The organism is Parasedimentitalea maritima, from assembly GCF_005771405.1.
GTDB lineage: Bacteria > Pseudomonadota > Alphaproteobacteria > Rhodobacterales > Rhodobacteraceae > Parasedimentitalea > Parasedimentitalea maritima.
Map to the genome: position 1 here is coordinate 64,062 of NZ_VAUA01000003.1, position 22,905 is coordinate 86,966.

The 22,905-nt window shown below is 56.2% G+C and carries 22 protein-coding genes; 4 read left to right on the forward strand and 18 right to left on the reverse strand.

Annotated elements, in window-relative coordinates:
* Positions 1-60: 60 nt before the first annotated feature.
* A complete protein-coding gene (locus tag FEE96_RS06520; protein WP_138162221.1) occupies positions 61-663 on the reverse strand; it encodes a riboflavin synthase in 603 nt (200 codons plus the stop codon).
* A gap of 170 nt (positions 664-833) precedes the next feature.
* Here FEE96_RS06520 and FEE96_RS06525 point away from each other — a divergent pair, with 170 nt between their 5' ends.
* The 4 genes from FEE96_RS06525 (at position 834) to FEE96_RS06540 (ending at position 5,952) form a co-directional block, all read left to right on the forward strand.
* Positions 834-2,126 (forward strand): capsule biosynthesis protein, encoded by a 1,293-nt coding sequence (locus FEE96_RS06525; protein ID WP_138162222.1) that lies wholly within the window; start codon positions 834-836, stop codon positions 2,124-2,126.
* A gap of 98 nt (positions 2,127-2,224) precedes the next feature.
* Positions 2,225-3,358, forward strand: a complete 1,134-nt coding sequence (locus FEE96_RS06530; protein ID WP_138162223.1) for a polysaccharide biosynthesis/export family protein — start codon at positions 2,225-2,227, stop codon at positions 3,356-3,358.
* Positions 3,359-3,363: 5 nt separating this feature from the next.
* Entirely contained in the window at positions 3,364-5,376 is a 2,013-nt protein-coding gene (locus FEE96_RS06535; RefSeq protein ID WP_138162224.1) for a capsular polysaccharide biosynthesis protein, read from the forward strand.
* An 84-nt stretch (positions 5,377-5,460) separates the two neighbouring features.
* Positions 5,461-5,952 carry a metal-dependent hydrolase gene (locus FEE96_RS06540; RefSeq protein WP_138162225.1) on the forward strand — a complete coding sequence of 164 codons (492 nt, stop codon included), beginning with the start codon at positions 5,461-5,463 and terminating at the stop codon, positions 5,950-5,952.
* Between the two features lie 110 nt (positions 5,953-6,062).
* Here the strand turns inward: FEE96_RS06540 and ribD are convergent, their stop codons facing one another.
* The 17 genes from ribD to FEE96_RS06625 all read right to left on the reverse strand — a co-directional run bounded on the left by ribD (position 6,063) and on the right by FEE96_RS06625 (position 22,613).
* Positions 6,063-7,163: a bifunctional diaminohydroxyphosphoribosylaminopyrimidine deaminase/5-amino-6-(5-phosphoribosylamino)uracil reductase RibD gene (gene ribD, locus FEE96_RS06545; RefSeq protein WP_281278353.1), complete on the reverse strand. Its 1,101-nt coding sequence runs from the start codon at positions 7,161-7,163 to the stop codon at positions 6,063-6,065.
* Positions 7,160-7,627, reverse strand: a complete 468-nt coding sequence (gene nrdR, locus FEE96_RS06550) for a transcriptional regulator NrdR (protein WP_138162226.1) — start codon at positions 7,625-7,627, stop codon at positions 7,160-7,162. Before nrdR ends, ribD begins: the two co-directional genes overlap by 4 nt.
* Positions 7,628-7,747: 120 nt before the next feature.
* Positions 7,748-8,167: a secondary thiamine-phosphate synthase enzyme YjbQ gene (locus FEE96_RS06555; RefSeq protein WP_138162227.1), complete on the reverse strand. Its 420-nt coding sequence runs from the start codon at positions 8,165-8,167 to the stop codon at positions 7,748-7,750.
* Between the two features lie 10 nt (positions 8,168-8,177).
* On the reverse strand, positions 8,178-8,600 hold the full coding sequence (locus FEE96_RS06560; protein ID WP_138162228.1) for a hypothetical protein: 423 nt from the start codon (positions 8,598-8,600) through the stop codon (positions 8,178-8,180).
* An 89-nt stretch (positions 8,601-8,689) separates the two neighbouring features.
* Positions 8,690-9,103 (reverse strand): hypothetical protein, encoded by a 414-nt coding sequence (locus FEE96_RS06565; RefSeq protein WP_138162229.1) that lies wholly within the window; start codon positions 9,101-9,103, stop codon positions 8,690-8,692.
* A 147-nt stretch (positions 9,104-9,250) separates the two neighbouring features.
* On the reverse strand, positions 9,251-9,532 hold the full coding sequence (locus tag FEE96_RS06570) for a hypothetical protein (protein ID WP_138162230.1): 282 nt from the start codon (positions 9,530-9,532) through the stop codon (positions 9,251-9,253).
* 124 nt (positions 9,533-9,656) lie between these two features.
* On the reverse strand, positions 9,657-9,935 hold the full coding sequence (locus tag FEE96_RS06575; protein ID WP_138162231.1) for an HlyU family transcriptional regulator: 279 nt from the start codon (positions 9,933-9,935) through the stop codon (positions 9,657-9,659).
* Between the two features lie 216 nt (positions 9,936-10,151).
* Positions 10,152-10,529: a hypothetical protein gene (locus tag FEE96_RS06580; protein WP_138162232.1), complete on the reverse strand. Its 378-nt coding sequence runs from the start codon at positions 10,527-10,529 to the stop codon at positions 10,152-10,154.
* On the reverse strand, positions 10,526-11,119 hold the full coding sequence (locus FEE96_RS06585; RefSeq protein ID WP_138162233.1) for a hypothetical protein: 594 nt from the start codon (positions 11,117-11,119) through the stop codon (positions 10,526-10,528). Before FEE96_RS06585 ends, FEE96_RS06580 begins: the two co-directional genes overlap by 4 nt.
* The gene (rpoD, locus tag FEE96_RS06590) at positions 11,116-13,101 is read right to left on the reverse strand and encodes an RNA polymerase sigma factor RpoD (protein WP_138162234.1); all 1,986 of its coding nucleotides are present in this window, start codon (positions 13,099-13,101) and stop codon (positions 11,116-11,118) included. The genes FEE96_RS06585 and rpoD overlap by 4 nt, the downstream gene beginning before the upstream one ends.
* A gap of 115 nt (positions 13,102-13,216) precedes the next feature.
* Entirely contained in the window at positions 13,217-15,199 is a 1,983-nt protein-coding gene (gene dnaG / locus FEE96_RS06595; RefSeq protein ID WP_138162235.1) for a DNA primase, read from the reverse strand.
* Positions 15,200-15,281: 82 nt separating this feature from the next.
* Positions 15,282-15,599 (reverse strand): hypothetical protein, encoded by a 318-nt coding sequence (locus tag FEE96_RS06600; protein WP_138162236.1) that lies wholly within the window; start codon positions 15,597-15,599, stop codon positions 15,282-15,284.
* 38 nt (positions 15,600-15,637) lie between these two features.
* Complete coding sequence (locus FEE96_RS06605; protein ID WP_246079327.1) at positions 15,638-16,183, reverse strand: sarcosine oxidase subunit gamma; 546 nt, start codon at positions 16,181-16,183, stop codon at positions 15,638-15,640.
* Entirely contained in the window at positions 16,176-19,106 is a 2,931-nt protein-coding gene (locus FEE96_RS06610) for a sarcosine oxidase subunit alpha family protein (protein WP_138162238.1), read from the reverse strand. The genes FEE96_RS06605 and FEE96_RS06610 overlap by 8 nt, the downstream gene beginning before the upstream one ends.
* Positions 19,103-19,372, reverse strand: coding sequence for a sarcosine oxidase subunit delta (locus tag FEE96_RS06615; protein WP_138162239.1), 270 nt, complete (start codon positions 19,370-19,372; stop codon positions 19,103-19,105). The genes FEE96_RS06610 and FEE96_RS06615 overlap by 4 nt, the downstream gene beginning before the upstream one ends.
* Positions 19,373-19,465: 93 nt before the next feature.
* Complete coding sequence (locus tag FEE96_RS06620; protein WP_138162240.1) at positions 19,466-20,719, reverse strand: sarcosine oxidase subunit beta family protein; 1,254 nt, start codon at positions 20,717-20,719, stop codon at positions 19,466-19,468.
* 463 nt (positions 20,720-21,182) lie between these two features.
* Positions 21,183-22,613: a Glu/Leu/Phe/Val family dehydrogenase gene (locus FEE96_RS06625; protein WP_138162241.1), complete on the reverse strand. Its 1,431-nt coding sequence runs from the start codon at positions 22,611-22,613 to the stop codon at positions 21,183-21,185.
* Between the last annotated feature and the right edge of the window lie 292 nt (positions 22,614-22,905).

Sequence of the window (22,905 nt, forward strand, 5' to 3'; positions counted from 1 at the left end):
GTCTCAATCCACTTCTTACAAACTGCGACCGTTGTATAACCAAAGTCGTTTTTCAGAGCGTTACGCGCTGGCGTTAAACTCGCCCAGCCGGGCCACATAACGGGCCAGCGTGTCAATCTCGAGGTTGATCTGTGCTCCCAGCTTGACGTCCCCCCAGGTGGTCACCTCTTTGGTGTGGGGGATAAAATTGATGTCAAAGTCGCAGCCCCGCACGTCGTTCACCGTCAGCGAGGTACCGTTCAGCGCAACGGAGCCTTTAGGGGCAATGAATTTGGCCAGAGCTTCGGGTGCGCGCAAAGTGACACGGGTGCTGTCGCCTGTTTCAACCATCTCGACCACTTCGGCGACGCCATCGACATGGCCTGACACGATATGACCGCCCAATTCGTCGCCCACTTTCAAGGCACGTTCCAGATTGATACGTTTACCAGCATGCCAACCATTGCGGCCAATATTGGTCTTTGACACGCTCTCAGCCGAGATCTGCACGTCGTACCAATCCTCACCCAGTGCGATCACTGTCAGGCACACACCATCGCTGGCAATTGATGCCCCTATATCGATGCTCTCTGTGTCATATCCCGTACGGATCCGCGCCCGCAGGTCGCCCTTTTGCTCGAGCTCGACAATGGTGCCGACGTCAGTGATGATACCTGTGAACATGGCGTGCCCCTTGATGGTCTGAAACTATATTCGAAACAGGTAGTCAGTGCGCCACAGCTGCACAAGCCCAGATCATCCTCCACTTGCCAACCGCCCTGCCCCGGACTTAGTTTCGCCGCAGTGATGCGTTAACCATTGTGTTATTCCGCAGGGCTAATATGAGTGCCAATATGCCGACACCAAGCGACACCAACCGCGTTTTTTTGTTCCTGCAGGGACCACACGGGCCGTTTTTTAATGCGCTTGGCAAAATGTTGCGCGCTGCCGGATGTGATGTCTGGCGGGTCGGGTTTAATGCCGGGGATCGCGCTTTTTGGTTTCATCCCGCCAGCTATATCCCTTTTCGTGGCACCCCAGAAGACTGGGAACAGACGCTAGAAGATCTGTTCGAAAACCGCCAAGTCACCGATATAGTCCTCTATGGCGACACGCGCCCCATTCATGCGCAGGCTGTTGATCAGGCCAAGGCCCGCGGTATTCGCGTACATGTGTTTGAAGAAGGCTATTTGCGCCCCTACTGGGTCACCTACGAACGTGGTGGATCAAACGGCAATTCAAAGCTGATGAACATGTCGATCGAAGACATGCAGCAGGCACTGGAACTGTCGGATATGGAGGCCCCACTGCCGCCGTCGCATTGGGGTGACATGCGCCAACACGTTTTCTACGGGGCGCTATACCACTGGTTTGTGATGTTCAGAAACGGCGACTACCGCAATTTCAAACCTCATCGGTCCATCCCTGTGACCAAAGAATTTCAACTCTATCTGAAACGCCTGCTGTTGATGCCTGTGCTGGCGGTCCAGCGCCGCCTTGCCACCTGGCGCATCCGCAGCGGTGGATTTCCCTATCATCTTGCCCTGCTGCAACTGGAGCATGACAGCTCGTTCCAAAAACACTCACCGTTTTCCACCATGAACGAGTTTTTGAGCGAAATCATCGAAGGCTTTGCCAAAGGCGCCCCGCGGCATCATCATCTGGTGGTCAAAGCACATCCGCTGGAAGACGGACGGGTGCCGCTACGCCGTGAGGTCAAACGGTTGGCGCGCGAACAGGGCCTTTCTGACAGGGTTCACTATGTGCGGGGGGGCAAGCTGGCACAGCTTCTGAACGAAGCCCGAACCGCTGTGACGGTGAATTCGACCGCAGGTCAGCAGGTCTTGTGGCGCGGCATTCCGCTGAAGGTGTTTGGACAGGCTGTCTATGCCAAGCCACAGTTTGTTTCGACCCAGGCCCTTCCAGATTTTTTCGCTGCGGCATCGCGCCCAGACAACCGCGCTTACAAGGATTATCGACGGTATTTGCTGGAAACCTCGCAGCTTCCGGGTGGTTTTTATTCGCGTAAAGGACGCCGCCAACTGATGCGTCAGGTGGTCGACATGATGCTAAGTGGCGACGATCCCTACGACGCCTTGAGATCAGGCACCGCGGCCCCGCGGCAACAGTTGCATGCGGTGAACTAAGTCGTATCAGTTGCAGCACTGGATTTTTGTTCTGCATTACGCTAGTTTGACAAAAAAAGACCTGAGGCAGAACAATAATAGGTCGAGGAGACCGAGCAGTGAATTCCGTTCCCTTTCGGTGGGCACGCCCCATCGCTATGCTGGCCGCGCTTACGCTTGCTGCCTCGTGCAGTCTGCCCAAAGTTGGCCCCAACAAGCGTGAAATTTTTGCCGGATCGGTGCAAAAAGAGGGTGATGCCTTTATTGTATCAGTAAATGATCGGGTGACCCGCGCCACAGCTGTGGTCCCTGCCCTTGGCTTTTCCAATGGGTTCCAATCTGCCGGGCAGCTGACATCAGACACTATTCGCCCCGGCGATGTCCTGGGTCTGACGATCTGGGAAAACGTTGATGACGGGCTGCTGGCCGGCGAAGCCACAAATTCAACAGTTCTGGAAGAAGTCCAGGTCGACAGTGCCGGATTTATCTTTGTGCCTTATGCAGGCCGCGTGCGTGCATCGGGCAATACGCCGGATCAATTGCGTGAAACCATCACCACCAAGCTGGAAGACCAGACCCCGGACCCACAGGTGCAGGTGCGTCGTCTGGCCGGTGATGGCTCAACCGTCAGCCTGATTGGTGCCGTTGGTGCACAGGGCGTCTACCCAATCGAACGTCCGACCCGGACACTGGCCACCATGCTGGCCAACGCTGGCGGTGTGGCGATCCAACCAGATATCGCTCAGGTCACAGTGATCCGTGGCAATGAAAGCGGCAAAATCTGGTTCCAAGATTTGTATGATCACCCAGAGCTGGACATAGCACTGCGCGGTGGCGACCGGATTCTGGTCGAAGAAGACACCCGTGCCTTCACTGCATTGGGGGCAACCAGTGCGCAAGCCCGTGTTCGGTTTGAAAGCCAGGATCTGTCAGCCCTTGAGGCAATTGCCCAGGTCGGCGGCCTGATCTCCACCGCCTCTGATCCCACTGGCGTATTTGTGTTCCGCAATGAACCAGCCGAAATTGCAGGTCAGGTCCTGGGCCGTGATGATCTGGAGGGGGCACAGCGCATGGTCTATGTGTTAAACCTGACCCAACCCAACGGGTTGTTCATCGCCCGTGACTTTGTCATTCGCGACGATGACACGCTCTATGTAACCGAGGCTCCATATGCGCAGTGGACGAAGACCATCTCGCTGCTAGCCGCACCACTGACGCCACTGGCAAACGTCAATACTCTGTTCGGCGGCTAACACCGATGACCCGTCTTGACGACAGACATCAGGCCGGGGGCAAACGCTCCCGGTTGTTTGTTTATAACGGCGGATTCGTCAGGCAAAAACGACTACGCCGAATCCTGAAACTGGCGGGTTATGATATCCGGCTCGGACTTCCCGGCCCTGAAGATCTGGTTGGCATCTGGGGCAATTCCCCTACCGCCCACCGTGGACGGACCGTCGCCAAAAGACGCGAGGTAGGGCTGCTAAGGGTTGAAGACGCCTTTTTACGGTCCATCCACCCCGGACGCGCCGGTGAACCACCCGTTGGTCTGCAACTGGACCATTCCGGCGTTCATTTTGATCCGGCAACGCCATCAGATCTGGAACAGCTACTTGCGACCCATCCGCTGGATGACAGCGCCCTGATGCGTCGCGCCCGTGATGCGGTGGCGCGCCTGACCGAAGTGCAGCTGAGTAAATACAACGCCTTTGATCCTGCCTCTCCAGCCCCCGAACCCGGGTATGTACTGGTGGTTGATCAGGCGCGCGGCGATGCCTCGGTTCGCGCCAGTAACGCGGATAAGGCCCGGTTCCTTGAAATGCTGGTCTTTGCGCAAGAGGAAAACCCCGGCGCCCGTATTGTCATCAAGACCCACCCGGAAACCGAGCAAGGGTATCGGCCCGGCCACTATGGCCCCGAACAGGCCAACGACCGTATCACCCTCCTCTCTACGCCTGTCTCCCCTTGGAAGCTACTGGACGGGGCCATCGGCGTTTACACAGTGTCGTCACAAATGGGGTTCGAAGCCATTCTGGCCGGTCACAAGCCCCGTATTTTTGGGCAACCGTTCTATGCAGGCTGGGGCCTGACACAGGATGAGTTCCCACTGGCACGCCGCCAGCGAAACCTTACCCGGCAACAGCTTTGTGCCGCCACCATGTTCCTGTACCCTACGTGGTATGATCCGTTTCAGGACCAGCTCTGTGAGCTGGAGACCGTGCTTGATAATCTTGAAGCTCAAGTTGGTGCCTGGCGGCAAGATCGCCACGGTTGGGCGGCATCTGGGATGCGGCTGTGGAAACGCCGCCCCATGCAAAAAATGTTTGGCCGCGAGAAAAAGGTTCTGTTCACCGAGGATGTCCACAAGGCGCAGTCCAGCGGCCGCAACTGGATGGTCTGGGCGGGCAAAGCCACCGCGGATCACATCGGTGTCACACGGGTCGAAGACGGATTTCTGCGCTCACGCGGTCTGGGCGCCGAACTGGTGCCGCCCTTGTCGCTGGTGACGGATCGCCAAGGCATCTATTACGACCCCAGCCAGTCGAGTGATCTGGAAGATCTGATTGCCCAACGCACCCGCCTGACCGAAACGCAGGAACGTCGCGCTGAAAACTTGCTGCGCAGTCTGGTCCAATCCAGTCTGTCCAAATACAATCTGGGTGGCGATAGCCCGGACCTGCCCGCTGGTCGCCGTATTCTGGTGCCGGGTCAGGTCGAAGATGATGCGTCGATCCTGACCGGTGCGGGCAAGGTCAAGAACAACCTCGATTTACTGCGTACCACTCGCACAGCGAACCCTGATGCAGTGATCATCTACAAACCGCACCCAGACGTTGAGGCAGGCCTACGCAACGGCGAGATAGAGGCCGAAGAACTGGCCGATGTCATTGCCACCAAGGCGGATCCGGCTGCGCTATTTGATCATGTGGACGAGGTCTGGACCATGACCTCTTTGATGGGGTTTGAGGCGCTGCTGCGGGGGGTAAAGGTCACCACACTGGGGGTACCATTTTATGCAGGCTGGGGGCTGACCCAAGATCTGGGCAAGATCCCCGAACGCCGCAAAGCCCGCCCCGGACTGCTGGGGTTAGTTCATGCGACGCTCATCGACTACCCACGCTATTTTGACCCCGTCACCGGCCTGCCCTGCCCGGTTGAAGTGGCTGTTCAACGGTTACAAACGGGTGAGATCCCACACCCCGGCGCAGCCAACCGGATTTTATCCAAGTTGCAGGGCTTGCTGGCCACCTACGCACATATTTGGCGGTAATGGCCGTGACCATCCAAGCTGTCGACACCCGCCAAGCAAGGGAATGGTTTAAATATTTTTGCTTGTTAGAGGCCCAATTCAATCATGTTCATCGCACATCTTCCAGCGGGCTATTTGACCGCTAACCTGCTTGCCAGGAAACACAAAAACAGATCTAGTTTGATAGCTGTCGGGCTTGTTTGCTCAATTTTGCCAGACTTTGATTTGTTATGGTTCTATCTGGTCGATAACCGGCAAACCGCGCACCACGAGTATTTCTTTCACTGGCCATTGTTCTGGTGCTTCCTTGCCTTTGCAACTTGGATTCTGTCTTGGGTTCTGGGGCAAGAACAAATACGACGCTACATTCTGGTAGCACTGACATGCTTACTTGTTCACACGCTGCTAGATAGTTTTGCAGCAGAAATTTACTGGCTTAGGCCCTTCTCAGATTTTCACCTCAATGCTGTCGAAGTCCCAGCAAAATTTGACTGGTGGGTTTGGAGTTTCGTCTTTCACTGGACTTTCGCCGTTGAGATTATCATCTGTTTGGCCGCTGCAATTGTATTTTTGCGCAGAAAGAAGAACGCGACCTGAGATCAGACTGAGATACCGATACGATCAGTTTGGTGCGCACAGCCAAACCAGGCGAAGATCCAAATTTGGGCGCCGTTGTCGCGTTCAGCCCACCCGTGGATTCTGCCACCCTATTTGAGCGCCCGAATCCAGCGATGCTCTATGTCCTGCCCAATCTGACGTGTGCCAACCAACTGAAACTTTGGCGCTTGCTCCAGGCGGCTCAGCCCAAGCGCACCAATCATTGGCAGACCTTCAGCACCGATACCCAACCCAGCAGTAAAACCTACCAGTTCATCCACCAGATCATTGGCCAACAAAGAGGCCGCAAGCGCACCGCCGCCTTCGCAGAATACCCGTGTCAGCCCAGCCCGACCCAATTGCTGCAAGATGTCAGATGCATCCAGCTGCGTTCCCTGCACCGCACAGGGGATTAATCGGGCGCCTAACCCCTCCCAGGCTCGCAGCCGCTCTGTATCCGCTCCGGGACCATGGCAGAGCCACAGCGGGATCTCTGTTGCGCTGCGGGCAAGTTGGCTGAGCAGGGGCAGATCCAGATGTCTTGAAATCACAACGCGTGTCGGCTGCTGATCAATCCCCAGATCCCGCACAGTCAACGAAGGATCGTCTGCCCGCGCGGTGCCCGCCCCGACCATCACCGCATCATGACGCGCGCGCATGGCATGGGTCGCGCGGCGTGCTTCGGGGCCGGTGATCCATTTGCTTTGGCCGGTTGCAGTTGCAATACGCCCATCAAAACTGCTGGCCAGCTTTAACGTAACAAGGGGGCGCCCCTGCTCGGTTTTCAAAAAGAAGCCCGCGTGGTCCTGCGCCGCCTGTTCAGCCATCGCGCCAGTTTTAACATCAATCCCAGCCCGGCGAAGGATCTCAAACCCCTGGCCTGCAACCCTTGGATCGCTGTCTTCAATAGCAGCCACAACCCGTGTGACACCTGCATCGATCAGGGCCTGCGCACAGGGTGGCGTTTTGCCGTGGTGCGAACAGGGTTCAAGCGTCACGTATGCAGTAGCCCCCAGCGCCAATCCCCCGGCCTGCGCCAATGCCATGGTTTCAGCATGAGGACGGCCACCCGCCTGTGTCCAGCCACGTCCAATGATCCGACCATCCAGAACAACAACACAGCCCACCGCAGGGTTAGGCCAGCATGAGCCCTGCCCTCGCCGCCCCAAGCTAAGGGCCAGCGCCATGTATCTGCTGTCAGCGCTGCTCACTCTTCTGGCGGCACATCAGGCCGCAGCTCGTGGACAAAGTCCTCAAAATCATCAGCCGCCTGGAAGTTTTTGTAGACACTGGCAAAACGGACATAGGCAACGGTGTCAATCCGGGCCAAAGACTCCATCACAATCTCACCAATACGGCTCGACTGAATGTCGGTATCGCCCATGCTTTCCAAGCGCCGTACAATACCCGAGATCATCTGATCAATCCGTTCAGGATCAACCGGGCGTTTCTGCATCGAAATACGGATCGAGCGCTCCAGCTTGTCACGATCAAAATCTTCGCGTTTCCCCTTGGATTTGATCACCACCAAATCTCGCAGCTGAACCCGTTCGTAGGTGGTGAAACGGCCACCACAGGCCGGGCAAAACCGGCGTCGCCGGATCGCTACATGATCCTCGGCCGGGCGAGAGTCTTTGACTTGGGTATCAACATTTCCGCAAAACGGACAGCGCATCAATCGTTCCCTTCATCCAATTCGACTATAAATTGTACGCAATTCCGCACAGTTATCCACAGTTATAGGACAGCCGCTAGGATTTGGGTAGAGGGATATTCGCACCGCTAAATAAGGCCCTCACGACAGGTGCGCGACCACCTTGCGCAGGTGTGGTGCTGTCCTGTGCTCGAACAGATAAATGCCCTGCCAGGTCCCAAGCATCAGCTGCCCATCTTTGACTGGCACAGACAGGCTAACCGGCATCATCGCCGCCTTGATATGGGCTGGCATATCATCCGGGCCTTCATAGGTATGGCGCAGATAGTGCATCGAAGGATCACTGCTGGGCGGCACCAAGCGACTGAAAAACGCCTGCAGATCTCCCTGCACTTCTGGATCAGCGTTTTCCTGGATCAAGAGCGAGCAAGAGGTGTGCTGGACAAACAGGGTCAACAGGCCGCAATGATCTGCCTGGCTCGCAACCCACTGTGCGGGTTGCCGGGTAAATTCGTACAGCCCCGTCCCGCGTGTCTCTATTTCAAACAAAATGTGCGGCATAAGCGGTTGATCAGAACCAAAGAGGGTTAAACAAGCGGCGATCGCAGTAATGAAAAGCAGCGGTGACACTGCGTGAATACCCAACCGTCAGAATGTTACTTACCCAGCTTTTTTCATATGGAACCACCCCAACCGCTTCTGGGTTGATGGTGAATTGGACCGCTGATCTGGCGCCAGTGGTTACACCACGGCCAATCTCGCTAACCACATAAATTTCAGTACTCCAAGGCAGACGCAATTGACGTCGCAAATAGTCACCAGCGCCACACCAGTAATCTTCTTTAAACGCACCAGCGCGCCCAATCACTTCGAAAACGTTGCTATCAACCTGGTTAACCTGCAGTGAGTTCACCGCACGAAAGGCCAACGCCGCAGTTGGCAGCGCAACCGCTATGGCAGCTATCAGAGCAAAAGACCTGTAAAGTGGTTTCATCAATATGACTCCATTGTCAGTCCAAATAAATATATCCGCCACAACCCCATGGTCACGTCAAAATTTGCGCGTCAGGCGGGTCTTGTGGCCTAAAACCAGCGCGGGAAGATCTTACATTGATTTTCCCCGGCCTGAACGGTCATCGAGTCCCCGACGTGAAAGGCGCCGAGCCGCCGCACAGGAATATGCGGAACTTCAGACACAACCGGATTAAGCGTGAACAGGACTGTTGATCTGCGCCCGGAGGCCTCACCCGGCGCCATACCACGGTTTATATAGATCGGCGTCTCCCAACTGGCGCCAAGTTGGCGACGCGCATAATCAGAGGCCGCGCACCAATAGTCTGAGGCGGTACTCCCTATCGGCGGCACCACTTCAAAGATGCCCCCCTCAAGCGGATAGACCCGAGCGCCTAGCGTGGTGCTCTTGAAATCAGCTGTATCACCGGTGCAGGCAGAGATAGTAAAGGCAACGATCGCCAGACCAAACAGGGGTTTTTTCATCTATTTACCAATGATAGCGGCACCCAAATTGGCACCTTTATAACTTTGGTCCATCATAGATCACAGCTGCCGTGCTGCGCCACCCCTGCCATGATCGATTTGTGAAACCAGCCATTTATGGCGCAAAAGACGACGAATCTGCGGGGATCACCTGCTCGGAAAGGGAATGATATCTGCTGATTGTCGTGGCGCGAGTATCTGTTCAAGCAGAGCCAGAACCTCTTCATGGTTCTCATCTTCGCCAAATCTTGCCCTCGCCGATTGGCGCAGAAAACCACGAGCACCTTCAGCATCGAGAGCCTTTAGTACCGGTTCTTTTTCCCGCAGCGCATCGACAAGAAACTGGTTGGCCTGTGTCATCGCCTGCAACGACTGGAGCTTTTCATCCAGCACACCTAGTGCTGTTGTCAGATTTGAATTTGCAGACATCGGATTCCCCAGTCGAATTTTCATCACCACCGGGAACAGTCTACGTCCGAGACCAGTGCAGAGCAACGCATCGGGTTAGCAAATGGTTAACGCCTTGGGTGGTGCGGAGCTGCGTTGAGTGGGCTCAGTTGAACAACCGGTCGCCCATCTGGTCGATCACAAGTTTTGCTTTCTGGATCGCAGCCTCACCAGCGGCTTCGCTTGAATTGAGCGTGTCGGCCCGGATGAGCCTGTGTATCTTTAGCTCACCATCGATCTCTTTCTCGATCCGTGCAGCAAGACGGTAATGTTTATCCTCTGCGATGGGATCGGGGAAAATTGTGAAATCCTTGTAGATTTCAGGCTCGGGACCCTTAGGGGCCGCCGCATCAGACCCGCCAAAGAGTTTTTTCAAAAGGGACATATCGGGCTCCTTACACTTTTGATGGATGGTGACATATCGGGTGGGGCTTGGAAAGTGAACGGGCGGTATTCTCTGAGGGGCGCGCTTGACCTTGGGGTGGCGCAAAGCGCCTTCGTCGTGCTGAAAGCACGCCTGCGGCGTGATGGGAAGGTCAGGCGCGGCCGGGCGTTGCCGGGCAGTGGTGAGAACTTCCGTCTCATTTTTAATCGCCGCTAGTCAGTTCCAAATGCTGCTCAATTGAAAAGAAGAAACCGGAAGGGCAAAACTCCCTCCATGGCTGGCCATCTCAAGTCCTAGCAAACAGTTGCCAATATAGTAGGCTATCGCACATGCGCCGTTTTCTATTTGATCACTCTCGATGAGGATATCGAGGGGTTCCAGCACGAAACCTTCAGGATATCCGTCTGTAAAATCAGCCCGAAAATATGTATAAAGGCCATGGACAGTATAGTCGCGACAAGAGACTTTCAGGGTATCATTCTCTGCATTCTTCAAAGCAGGGATCTGCAAAAAGGCAGTGTCCACAACCGCGCTCTCCAACGCAGTAAGGGCATCGCTAGGCGTATACTTTTTTGTACAAGGAACAGCGGTCATCTTACTTGTTGCTTCAACCAAAACACCAAACCTCCGAACATTACCGCTACCCCCATAATCAAGCGTGCCTTCCACGTTTCCATTGGGTCATGACGTTGAGGTTTGAGGGCTTGGTCCGAATACTCAACCGAGTACAATTTCCCATCGAAGAACGCGAAACTCACGTACAACGCATTTTGTAGCTTGTAGTTCAGGGTATCATTCGTACCCCAAGGCACTTCAATCGACAGACCTACCGAGTTGCCCCGTCCGTGTGACAAAGGTGAACCAAGAATCTTTCTGACACCATCAACAGTCAAATCCCAATGTAAACCGTCCGGCAAAGGCTGGCGTGCACTGAGTTTCACTTGGTCCGAAGCGTCCTTGGGGGCATTTTCGTAGAAAGTCACCGAGTCGTACGAAAAAGGTGGCGTGTCGCAAAAACTGACGGTTGCCCCCCGGTCTGGAAAATCCAGCGCCAGTAATCCGTATTCTCCCCAAGGGTAGGCCTCCCCCACTTCCGTTCGTACAGGCCCCTTTTCAAAAGCAAAGGGCTCGCCAGGGAATGGCGAGCCCAATAGTCCAAGCAAATCTTCAGGCTTGGCAATCACTGATCCAAGAAACTCCGCAGCTTCCTGCTCCGGCTTGGGTGCTTCAGCTTACGCAGTGCCTTGGCTTCGATCTGACGGATCCGTTCGCGGGTCACGCTGAACTGCTGGCCGACTTCTTCCAGCGTGTGGTCGGTGTTCATGCCGATACCAAAGCGCATCCGCAACACGCGTTCTTCACGCGGTGTCAGCGAAGACAGAACCCGCGTGGTGGTTTCCTTCAGGTTTTCCTGAATGGCGGAATCCAGCGGCAGGACCGCGTTCTTGTCTTCGATGAAATCGCCCAGTTGGCTGTCTTCTTCGTCGCCAATTGGGGTTTCCAGTGAAATCGGCTCTTTGGCGATCTTCATCACCTTGCGAACCTTCTCCAGTGGCATCTGCAGCTTTTCAGCCAGTTCTTCCGGTGTAGGCTCGCGGCCGATTTCGTGCAGCATCTGGCGACCGGTGCGGACCAGTTTGTTGATGGTCTCGATCATATGCACCGGAATACGGATGGTGCGGGCCTGATCAGCAATCGAACGGGTGATCGCCTGACGGATCCACCATGTCGCATAAGTCGAGAACTTGTAGCCACGACGGTATTCGAACTTGTCCACCGCCTTCATCAGGCCGATGTTACCTTCCTGGATCAGATCCAGGAACTGCAGGCCACGGTTGGTGTATTTTTTGGCAATCGAGATCACCAGACGCAGGTTGGCCTCGACCATTTCTTTCTTGGCAGCGCGGGCTTCTTTTTCGCCCTTTTGTACCTGCTGAACGATGCGGCGGAATTCCGAGATGTCCAAACCAACATACTGACCGACCTGAGCGATGTCAGCGCGCAGCTCTTCAACCTTGTCGGTCGAACGCTCGATAAACATTTTCCAGCCGCGACCCGGCTTTTCGCCCATCTCGGCCAACCAGTTTGGATCCAGTTCGCGACCACGGTAGGCGTCGACAAACTCGCGGCGGTTGATACGAGCCTGGTCAGCCAGCTTCACCATCGAACCGTCAATCTGCATAACCCGGCGGTTGATGCCGTACAGCTGGTCGATCAGCGCGTCGATACGGTTGTTATGCAGGTGAAGTTCATTCACCAACTCGACGATTTCAGAGCGCAGAGCCTGATACCGGGACTCATCCTGTTTGCTGAACGAGCCATCTTCGTTCAGGGTTGCCGAAATCCGGCTGTCCTGCATTTCCGACAGTTCAGCATAGTCCGACGAGATCCGCTCTAACATGGTCAGAACCTGATCCTTCAGCGCGGCTTCCATCGCGGCCAAAGACAGGTTTGCCTGATCGTCTTCATCATCGTCATCGTCGTCGCTGCTGATTGCATTGCCATCAGCGTCTACTTCGGGGCTACTGGCCTCGGGCTTTTCTGTCTTGACCTCTGAGTTCGCAACAACCGGTTCCTGAGGTGTTCCGTCCTCATTCATCGTGTTGCCAAAGGTGGTTTCCAGATCAATGACGTCGCGCAGCAGAATATCTTCGGTCAGAAGTTCGTCATGCCAGATGGTGATAGCCTGAAAGGTCAGAGGGCTTTCACACAGGCCAGCAATCATCGTGTTGCGGCCAGCTTCGATCCGCTTGGCGATGGCGATTTCGCCCTCGCGGCTGAGCAGTTCAACCGAGCCCATTTCCCGCAGGTACATGCGAACCGGATCATCGGTACGATCCAGTTTCTCAGACGCAGCAGAAGCTACGGCAACTTCACGGGTGCCCTCAGCAGTGACCAGTTCGGTTGAGCCTTTTTGCTCTTCCTCTTCGGCTTCCTCGTCCTCGATGATGTTGATGCCCATTTCCGAGAGCATCGACATCACGTCTTCGATCTGTTCCGAGCCCACCTGATCGGGTGGCAAAACCTTGTTCAGCTGATCGTAGGTGATGTAGCCCTTTTCACGGGCCTCAGCGATCATCTTTTTGACGGCGGCCTGACTCATATCCAGAGAAGTTTCCGGTTCCTGGTCGTCACGTTTGCGGTCGTCGGTGTCTTTGGCGGCCATTAAAAGCTCCTGCAGGGACTAAGGGCGATTCGGTTCACGTTGGTGATTCGCGTGAACCGAGTGATTCGTTACCCGGTTTACCCGGTTTTTTTAAGCACTTCCTTATCAAAACGACTCAGCGCTGTTTTCGTGAGAAGTTGATTCCATCTGTTAGCGCACTTAAGAGGTCGCGTTCTTCTCTATCCAGACGCGCGCCGTTGTCTGCAATATCATATTGAGCGCGGTCTTCGTTTTCACTGCGGACGGCCTTGTTTCGGGCTTCGGCAGCCTGCCCCAAACGCCAGGTAACGGCTTCATCTGCCAGACCTGACAGGTCCTCCTCGGCCTCGGCGAGTTCAGCATCCAACCCATGTCGCGCTTCTATTTTGGCGAATTCTTCACTTAACGTCAGGCTGGCGATTTCCAGATTGCCGGGTTTGCGCAGGCAGGGACTGATTGCGACATGGCGAAGCGCATGCAGGTTTTCAAGGGCGTACGGTCCCAAAGCATAGAGTATTTCGTCGCGCAACTGATCCGGTGCGCCCAGCCCATAGCGCAGGATCAGGTCGCGCAGGATGGCATGATCCGGATCCGCGCAGGGCATGCGTTCAAAGTTGGCTTCGAATTCAACGATTACCGCCGGAGTGGCAATGGCACTGGCCAGGATCACGGCCTCGCGCATTGCAATGGCCGCCTGATCGTCAGCAGCGGCCAACATCGAGCTCTTGGTGCTGGCCAGAGGCTGCGGCACTGGCTTGCCCGGCTTCCATTTCCCGCGCGCGCCATCCTTGAAGCCGCCACTGGGGTTAAACCCTGCCCGCGGCGGCTTGCGGCTGCCCCGAAACAGCGCCCAGCGCATTTCCTTGATGTCATCGCCATAGTGTTTACGGATTGAAGGGTCGCGGATCAGTTTGATCTTTTCGCGTAAGCTTTTGTCCAACCCGGCCTTGCGTTCGGGACTGTCAAACACCTTGCCGTCGGTTTCGCGTTGCCACAGCAGCCGCACCATTGGCACCGCCTGATCCAGTAGCGCCTGTACGGCCTGCGGCCCCTGACTACGGATCAAATCATCGGGGTCTTTGCCCTCGGGCATCATGGCAAAGCGCAGGGATTTACCGGCCTCTAGCAGCGGCAGGGCTAAATCGATCAGCCGCATCGCGGCGCGCAGACCCGCAGTATCACCGTCCAGCGCAATGATCGGCTCATCCGCGATGCGCCACATCATCATCAACTGGTTTTCTGTGACAGCAGTCCCCAGTGGCGCCACGGCGGCCTCAAACCCGCCATCCGCCAGAGCAATCACATCCATATAGCCTTCGGCAACCAGCAGCGGCTGGCCTTTACCGGCCGCGGTGCGGGCGGGTGCGTGATTGTAAAGGCTGCGGCCCTTGTCGAACAGTTCAGTCTCGGGAGAGTTCAGATACTTGGCATTATCATTAGGATCCATCGCGCGACCGCCAAAGGCAATGGCACGCCCTCGTGCATCGCGGATTGGGAACATGATACGGTTGCGGAAGGTGTCATAAGGCTTGCCGCCCTTGGTTGACGGTTTCGCCAATCCGGCGCCAATGATCAGGTCTTCCTCGACGCCTTTACCACGCAGATGATCCCACAAGTTCTGCCAGCCATCGGGGGCAAAGCCGATCTCCCAGCGCTCCAGCGACTGCGCCGACATCCCGCGCCGATCCAGATAGGCCCGTGCATCATGGGCCCGACCAGTGTTCAGCTGCAGACGGAAGAATTGTACCGCCTGTTCCATCACATCCACCAATAATGTGCGGCGATCCTGTTTCTGTTGCGCTTTGGGGTCGCGGGCGGGCATTTCCATCCCGGCTTCGGTTGCGATGATCTGGACCGCTTCCATGAAACCGACATTTTCAGTTTCCTGTACAAATCCAATTGCATCGCCCTTGGCCTGACAACCAAAGCAATAATAGAATCCCTTGCGGTCATCGACGTGAAAACTGGCAGACTTTTCATGGTGAAACGGGCACGGCGCCCACATGTCACCCTTACCCATATTCGATTTACGCTGATCCCACATGACTTTACGCCCGACAACCTGGCTTAGGCTGACACGGGTGCGCAGTTCATCAAGGAAACCTGGAGGCAAAGACATAGGAACAGTGTGCCAGAATTGGGGGCGAAATCCAAGACCGAGACAGGCCTGGAGCGACGTCATTCAGAGAAAAGGTAGAGGCTTACTGGGACTGCGCCAGACACTGTTCGTTCCAAACAGCGCCCAGATCCTCATTGCGGATCACTTTCATTTTTTGATCATAAATCCAGGGCGCGATCAGCGGAATGGCGGCATTGTAATTCTCGGGCCAGCTTGTTTCATCAGTGATCAACACATCACTCAGATCGCGTTCCTTGACACGGTCCAGCCGTGCCTGCTGAATTGCCGCCACCACGTCCGCCTGATACCCGCAGGTTTCCTTGGCACTTTCAGCGGCAACAACAGGTGAGGCCATTACAACCGCAGTCAGAACGGGGATCAGGGCAGTTCGGATCGTCATTGGGGCAGCTCCGGTGAATCAGATAAGTTGCGCACAGACTAACCGCGTGCATCCACCGCCGCCATCGCTGTTTTCAAATCATGGACCAATGTACGGGCCATCGAGCGAAACACCATAATCTGAAACGCCTCTGGCCCCACCCGAGTGATCGAGCCCATCATGTGCGACACTTCACAGCGTGCGGTGTGTCCACGTTTGAAAACCTGACTACGAAGGTCAACGGGCGCCAACCGGGCCAAGACTTCCGCCGCGGATTTACCCTCCAGCCGCACCACGGCCCAAGCGTCGCTTTGGTCGGTGAGCGCTGCGATATCCGCCAACTCCTGCGTCGCAGCAGATCCCTGCAGCAACGCTGCCCCCTGTCCAAACCAGATGGCCCGCGCACCAGCCTTACCAGTGCTGCGGTTTGCTGCAGGAAATGCCATACCGTGTGCGGCCTCCAACCTTTCGCTCACTGCCTCTTCCTGTCCTGCATAGGGCGCGATCAGGGTCATGGCCTCTGGAACATCTTCGGTCAGATTTATGCTGCCGATGGTTACAGGCAGCAACCCGTCGCAGGGTGTCAATGCTATTAGATCAGCCACGGGCACGGGTTCCTTCCGGGTCAAAGAATACCGGATCGACCACCTCGCAGAGCGCATCAATGCCCCGCAGATGATCCACCAAGCGCACGGTATCACCGATGCGGTCAGGGCCGGATTTAAGGAATGCCAGGCCAATCATATGGCCCAGCGCCGGTGAGAACCCAACCGAGGTGACATAGCCCTGATCATAGATCCGTTCGACCGGATCATCAGGGTTGAACAGATGGGCTCCGCTGGTCAGCTGTTTCACCGCTCCGATGGGTTTCAGCCCCACCAGCCGCTGGCGGTCTTCAGCCATGAGCCCCGGACGCGCCGACATGGGTTTGCCGATGCAGTCTTTCTTTTTCGACACCATACCCTGCAGTCCAAGATCAAAGGCGGTGACGGTGCCGTTCAGCTCAGCATGGGTCAGAAAACCCTTTTCAATGCGCAAAACATTCAGGGCCTCCATACCGTATGCCCCACCGTCAAGGGTTTTGGCACGGCTTACCAATTCACGAAACAGCGCATCGCCATAACGGGCTGGCACCGCTAGTTCATAGGCCATCTCCCCCGAAAAGGAGATCCTGAACAACCGCCCCTGCACCCCCATCACATCAACCGTCCCGCAGCCCATAAAGGGCCAACTGTCGTTGTCGATTTTTTCGCTCAAGATACCGTTCAACAGCTCGCGCGACTTGGGACCAGCCACAGCAAACTGCGCCCATTGCTCGGTCACCGAGGTGATTTGCACATCCCATTCAGGACGCAGCGCCTGACGCACAAACTCCAGATGCGCCATCACCTGCCCTGCGGCCGCGGTAGTAGTGGTCATCACATAATGATGCTCGCCCATGCGTGCAGTGGTGCCATCATCCATGACAAAACCATCTTCGCGCAACATCAACCCATAACGGACTTTGCCAACCTTCAGGGTGCTGAAGGTGTTGCTATAGACGAAATCCAGTAGTTTGGCCGCGTCTGGCCCCTGAATATCAATCTTACCCAGGGTCGACACATCGCAGACACCGACATGATCACGCACCAACCCGATCTCACGATCACAGGATTGCCGCCAGTTGCTTTCATCACCTTCAGGGAAGTAACTGGCGCGGTACCACAACCCTACTTCGATCTGCTCTGCGCCCAGTTCCTTGCTGGCCAGATGGGAAGTAAGGAACCGCTGTGGTTTGAACCCCATGCCCGCTGCCCCTGCCCCCATGGCCGCCATGGACACTGGTACAAATGGCGGGCGGAAGGTTGTTGTTCCGGTTTCCGGTATCCCCCGGCCGGTTGCATCCGCCAGCACCGCCAGCGCTGCAACGTTCGAGTTCTTGCCCTGATCCGTCGCCATACCCTGTGTTGTGTAGCGCTTCATATGCTCGACCGAACGAAAGTTCTCGGTCGCGGCCTGCTTCACATCTTTGACCGTCACATCATTCTGAAAATCCAGCCAAGCGCGCCCCTTCCCGGGCACGGCCCATATTGCGGTCATGTTATAGGCATCATCCCCCGCCTGCGGCAGCGCGGCATCAACAACCTTCAGCCCGAGCTCCTGCAAGGCCTGCCCGGCGACCTCAACCCCTTCACGTAGTGCGCCAGCGGTTGAGAATTCACCGTTGCAAGCCCCGGCGCAGGCCAGTCCCGGAACAGTTCCTGGCGTTGGCACAAAGCTGGCGATATCGCGATTCCACTGCGGTCGGCCGTTCAAATGACAGGTCAGGTGCAGCGTCGGGTTCCAGCCGCCGGACATCGCCAGACAATCGGTCTGGATACGTTCTTCACCCGCCACCGAACGCACAGTGATACTGTCAATCCGTTTGCGCCCGCCTGTGTTACAAACCTGAGCCCCCTTCATCACCGGGAACAGATCGCTGTCTGGGGCATCATGGCGACTGTCCACCACCATTGCCACATGCATCCCCGCCTGCACCAAGTCACGCGCGGTGTGATGGGCCTGATCGTTGTTGGCAAACAGCGTCACCCGCAGCCCCGGCGCCACGCCCCAACGGTTCAGATAGCTGCGCACCGCGCTGGCGGTCATGATGCCTGGACGGTCGTTGTTGGCAAAGGCAATGGGGCGCTCGATTGCCCCGGCCGCCAAGACAGCCCGCTTAGCCACGATACGCCAAAAGCACTCGCGCGGCAGACCGGCACGGCGGGGGTGATGATGCGCCACTCGTTCCAATGCGCCGTAAGTGCCCTGATCATAAGCGCCGGTTACAGCGGTGCGCGGCATCAGACGGACATTGTCCATGTCCCCCAGCTCTGCCAGAACCTGAGCCACCCAGTCCACACCGGGCAGACCGTCAATTTGCTCAACCTCGGACAACAGCCGGCCACCCATGCTGGCATCTTCTTCGGCCAAAATCACGTCAGCACCAGCGCGACCTGCCACCAATGCCGCCATCAACCCCGCAGGGCCAGAGCCAATCACCAGCAGATCACAGAAGGCATAGGCCTTTTCCGAGATATCTGGATCCGGTTGCCCCGATAATGCCCCTAGTCCGGCTGCCTTACGGATAATGGGTTCATAGATTTTCTCCCAGAAGGCCGAGGGCCACATGAAAGTCTTGTAATAGAACCCGGCCCCAAAAAACGGCGCGGCCAAATCGTTGACCGCCTGCACATCGTGTTCAACCGAGGGCCAGCAGTTCTGGCTGCGGGCTTCTAACCCTTCGAATATTTCTTGCTGGGTGGCACGGACATTTGGATCCTGCTGCGCACCCGACCCAACGGTCACCAGCGCGTTTGGCTCTTCACTGCCTGCGGTCAGAATTCCACGCGGGCGGTGGTACTTGAACGAGCGTCCAACCAGATGCACACCATTGGCCAACAAGGCCGAGGCCAAGGTGTCGCCTTCCAGGCCCATCATGTGGCGACCATTGAACGAGAAGGTTACAGGTTTTGCGCCCTGCAACAGACCTTTGCCAGCGACCCTCATCGTTTGGCTCCCAGATCCGCAGTTGCAGCCAACCGTGTAGACACGATTTCATGGCTAACGGTATTGCGGCAGACTTCGATCCAGGCACTGCAACCCATCTCGTGATACCATAGCTCTTTGGTTTCACCGGCACGGTTATCGCGCAGGTTCACGTGCTCGTGCCAGTCTTCCAGCGTCGCGCTGGCTTCGGGTCGTGCCAAAGCCGCGCCTTTGACATAGAACTCTCGTCGGTCCCGGTCGCCGCAAATGGGACATGTAATCCTCATACGCCAAGCCCCTTCTTTTTGCTAAAATTACTCCGGGGTTGAGGCCGCTTGGCCGAGGGGGCAGCGCCCCTTAGCCGATGGCCGTTCACCAGATCAATGCAGGTTGTGTTGCGCACCGGTCCCCTCCTCATCCATCAGCCCCTGCCCCGAGCGGAACCGGTCCAGTTTAAATTTGGTGGCCGCCCCGTGCGGGCGGTCCGTGGCAATCAGATGTGCATAGGCATTGCCGGATCCGGGAATTGCCTTGAAGCCACCATAGCACCAACCACAATTCAGGTAGAGCCCTTCAATCCCCGAATGATCAATGATCGGAGAGCCATCCGGCGTCATATCCATGATGCCACCCCAGCTGCGCAGCACTTTAGCCTTGGCCAGTGCCGGAACCATTGAGACGCAGGTTTCCATCGTGTGTTCGACCATCGGCAAGTTACCCCGCGCCGCATAAGAACTGTAGAAATCAAGATAGCTGCCAAACACCAACCCGCCCTTATCGGACTGGCTGACATAGAGATGGCCTTCGGCAAAAGACACAACATGGTCCAGAACCGGTTTGATGCCTTCGCTGACAAAGGCCTGCAGCACGTGGCTTTCGATCGGCAATCGCAGCCCTGCCATCGCCGCAACCTGCCCCGACCGACCCGCAGCGGCAAGTGCAACCTTCTTGGCGCGGATGACACCACGGCTGGTTTGCACTCCCCGCACCTTGCCATTCTCAACGTCGATTCCAGTGACTTCGCAGTTCTGGATCAGGTCCACCCCGCGCTGGTCAGCGCCGCGGGCAAATCCCCAGGCAACGGCATCGTGCCGGGCCGTGCCCGCGCGACGCTGCAACAAGCCACCCATGATTGGAAAACGTGCATTGTCGTAATTCAGAATTGGCACCAATTTGCGCAGGGCTTCGCGGCTTAGTAGTTCCGCATCGTCACCCTGATTAATGATTGCATTGCCGCGCCGCACCATAGCATCGCGCTGACCATCGTTATGATACACCATGATTTGACCACGCTGGGACATCATCACGTTATAGTTCAGCTCTTCTTCCAGCCCTTCCCACTGTTTCAGTGAGTGCGAATAGAATTCAGAGTTGCCCGGAAGATAATAATTGGCGCGCACGATGGTGGTATTGCGGCCCACGTTGCCGCCGCCAAGATAGCCCTTTTCAAGCACCGCCACATTGGTAATGCCGTGTTCTTTGGCCAGATTATAGGCTGTGGCCAGCCCATGGCCACCACCGCCGATGATCACCACATCGTATTCAGGCTGTGGTTCAGGGTCCCGCCAATGCGGCGCCCAGCCTTTGTTGCCTGTCAGCCCTTCCTTGAGCACGCGCCAGCCTGAAAACCGCATGGCATACCTCCAAATTCGAATATCGGGACACCACCAAACTAGCTGCCGTATCCCGCTAGAGCATTGCTAGCCGCTTTCCCGCCGTGCTCCTACCCCTATTGAAAGAAACACTTCGGTCCGGCCGCTGGTCTCGGTACAAGTGCATGCACTGGGCAGATCTGTCTAGTGAAGATTGCGACATCCTGCGTCGTTCTTTGGCGGTGCCCAAGTCATACCTCTGGCGCAGGCACAACGCTGATCAAATGCCCCCATTCAATAAGGCCTGAAGAACACCCAAGAATATGATTAGGAATGGAACCGATCTGGAAAAGACGGTCGCAATTGTGATATATTAGCTGCCGCTAAGGTTTCTGGCCGTGGATTTCATCAGCCCGTTTTCAGGGTCTCAGATGGGCTAAGAGACATTACAACGTAAAACGGCGCGCTGATGTCAGCGCGCCGTCATAATCTTCTGGCTGGTGGTTTACAGACCTTTGGCGCGGTAGCTGGCAGCCACCTTGCCGATCGACACCAGATAGGCAGCGGTCCGCAGATCCGTGACATCATCACGACTGTGCCAGACTTCACGCATTGACTGATATGCAATCCGCATAGTGTCATCGAGACCCGAACGCACCAGTTCCAGTTCGCCCGCACCGCGCAGATACTTCTGGCGGAAACCGGGTGACATCGACCAGCGGCCTTCCATCACGTTTTCCAGCTGTTCCAGCTCGTTCAGAACCAGCTGGTGGCGTGCTTCTTCCTGGCGGCGTTGCATCCGACCAAAGCGGATGTGCGACAGGTTTTTCACCCATTCGAAATAGGACACCGTTACACCACCTGCGTTGGCATACATATCTGGGATAATCACGATACCCTTGTCGCGCAGGATCTCGTCCGCGCCAGCCGTCACTGGACCGTTGGCTGCTTCGATGATCAGTGGGGCCTGGATACGGGCTGCGTTAGAGAGGTTGATCACCCCTTCCAGCGCGGCGGGCACCAGGATGTCGCACTCGGCTTCGAGCAATGGTGAGCCATCCTCGGAATAGGTCGCATCAGGGTAGCCCTTAACGCCTCCGTGCTGACCAATCCACTGACGGACAGCTTCGACATCCAGACCGTTGGCGTCAAACAGGCCACCATCATATTCAATGATGCCGATGACCTTTGCGCCGTCTTCTTCGCTCAGGAACTTAGCGGCGTGGTAGCCCACATTCCCCAGCCCCTGCACAATGACCCGTTTGCCATCCAGCGACCCAGTCAGGCCAGCCTGTTCCATATCGCGCGGATCACGGAAGAATTCCTGGAGCGCATATTGAACGCCACGCCCTGTGGCCTCGACACGGCCAGCAATACCACCAGCATTCAGCGGCTTACCCGTAACACAGGCACGCGCATTGATATCAGTTGTATTCATCCGAGCATATTGGTCGGCAATCCATGCCATTTCACGCTCACCCGTGCCCATATCTGGCGCAGGAACGTTCTGGCTAGGATGGATCAGGTCTCGCTTGGCCAGCTCATAGGCAAAGCGACGGGTAATCCGCTCCAGCTCATGTTCTTCATACTGACGGGGATCAATGCATAACCCGCCTTTGGAGCCGCCAAACGGGGCCTCAACCAGCGCACATTTGTAAGTCATCAGCGCCGCCAGCGCTTCGACCTCATCCTGGTTCACGCCCATCGCAAAACGAATACCGCCTTTGACCGGTTCCATATGTTCGGAGTGCACCGAACGATATCCGGTAAAGGTCTGGATCTCACCGCGCAGGCGCACACCAAAGCGCACGGTATAAGTGGCGTTGCAGACCCGGATTTTCTCTTCCAACCCAGGTGGTAGGTCCATCAGGGCGACTGCCCGGCTGAACATCAGGTCCACACTTTCGCGGAAACTGGGTTCGTTGAGATTGCTCATTAGCTGTTCTCCATGATCTTGAGGCGACTCGCCTCCCTTTGTCACAACCAAGTTATGACGACTTCTTTAAGAAGTGCGACCTTTTTGACCATTCCCATTCCAAAAATCTTGTTTTTGACGATTCGACGCCAGCATTCCCCCTAACCGTCAGGAGACGGCGAACCAAGAGGCCAATCAAATTCAGCACAAAATTGCCTTAATTTTATAGCTTAATTGAATATTAACACCATATGAGCGCCCCATTTCCGCCATCTTCATCAAGCATTAACGATTTGAATTATTGCAACTGTAT

What these genes read in the sequence shown, in the direction of transcription:
- FEE96_RS06520 (WP_138162221.1), bottom strand. Translation starts at nt 663, where the DNA reads ATGTTCACAGGTATCATCACTGACGTCGGCACCATTGTCGAGCTCGAG.
- FEE96_RS06525 (WP_138162222.1), top strand. Translation starts at nt 834, where the DNA reads ATGCCGACACCAAGCGACACCAACCGCGTTTTTTTGTTCCTGCAGGGA.
- FEE96_RS06535 (WP_138162224.1), top strand. Translation starts at nt 3,364, where the DNA reads ATGACCCGTCTTGACGACAGACATCAGGCCGGGGGCAAACGCTCCCGG.
- FEE96_RS06540 (WP_138162225.1), top strand. Translation starts at nt 5,461, where the DNA reads ATGTTCATCGCACATCTTCCAGCGGGCTATTTGACCGCTAACCTGCTT.
- nrdR (WP_138162226.1), bottom strand. Translation starts at nt 7,627, where the DNA reads ATGCGCTGTCCGTTTTGCGGAAATGTTGATACCCAAGTCAAAGACTCT.
- FEE96_RS06555 (WP_138162227.1), bottom strand. Translation starts at nt 8,167, where the DNA reads ATGCCGCACATTTTGTTTGAAATAGAGACACGCGGGACGGGGCTGTAC.
- FEE96_RS06560 (WP_138162228.1), bottom strand. Translation starts at nt 8,600, where the DNA reads ATGAAACCACTTTACAGGTCTTTTGCTCTGATAGCTGCCATAGCGGTT.
- FEE96_RS06565 (WP_138162229.1), bottom strand. Translation starts at nt 9,103, where the DNA reads ATGAAAAAACCCCTGTTTGGTCTGGCGATCGTTGCCTTTACTATCTCT.
- FEE96_RS06570 (WP_138162230.1), bottom strand. Translation starts at nt 9,532, where the DNA reads ATGTCTGCAAATTCAAATCTGACAACAGCACTAGGTGTGCTGGATGAA.
- FEE96_RS06575 (WP_138162231.1), bottom strand. Translation starts at nt 9,935, where the DNA reads ATGTCCCTTTTGAAAAAACTCTTTGGCGGGTCTGATGCGGCGGCCCCT.
- FEE96_RS06580 (WP_138162232.1), bottom strand. Translation starts at nt 10,529, where the DNA reads ATGACCGCTGTTCCTTGTACAAAAAAGTATACGCCTAGCGATGCCCTT.
- rpoD (WP_138162234.1), bottom strand. Translation starts at nt 13,101, where the DNA reads ATGGCCGCCAAAGACACCGACGACCGCAAACGTGACGACCAGGAACCG.
- dnaG (WP_138162235.1), bottom strand. Translation starts at nt 15,199, where the DNA reads ATGTCTTTGCCTCCAGGTTTCCTTGATGAACTGCGCACCCGTGTCAGC.
- FEE96_RS06600 (WP_138162236.1), bottom strand. Translation starts at nt 15,599, where the DNA reads ATGACGATCCGAACTGCCCTGATCCCCGTTCTGACTGCGGTTGTAATG.
- FEE96_RS06610 (WP_138162238.1), bottom strand. Translation starts at nt 19,106, where the DNA reads ATGAGGGTCGCTGGCAAAGGTCTGTTGCAGGGCGCAAAACCTGTAACC.
- FEE96_RS06615 (WP_138162239.1), bottom strand. Translation starts at nt 19,372, where the DNA reads ATGAGGATTACATGTCCCATTTGCGGCGACCGGGACCGACGAGAGTTC.
- FEE96_RS06620 (WP_138162240.1), bottom strand. Translation starts at nt 20,719, where the DNA reads ATGCGGTTTTCAGGCTGGCGCGTGCTCAAGGAAGGGCTGACAGGCAAC.
- FEE96_RS06625 (WP_138162241.1), bottom strand. Translation starts at nt 22,613, where the DNA reads ATGAGCAATCTCAACGAACCCAGTTTCCGCGAAAGTGTGGACCTGATG.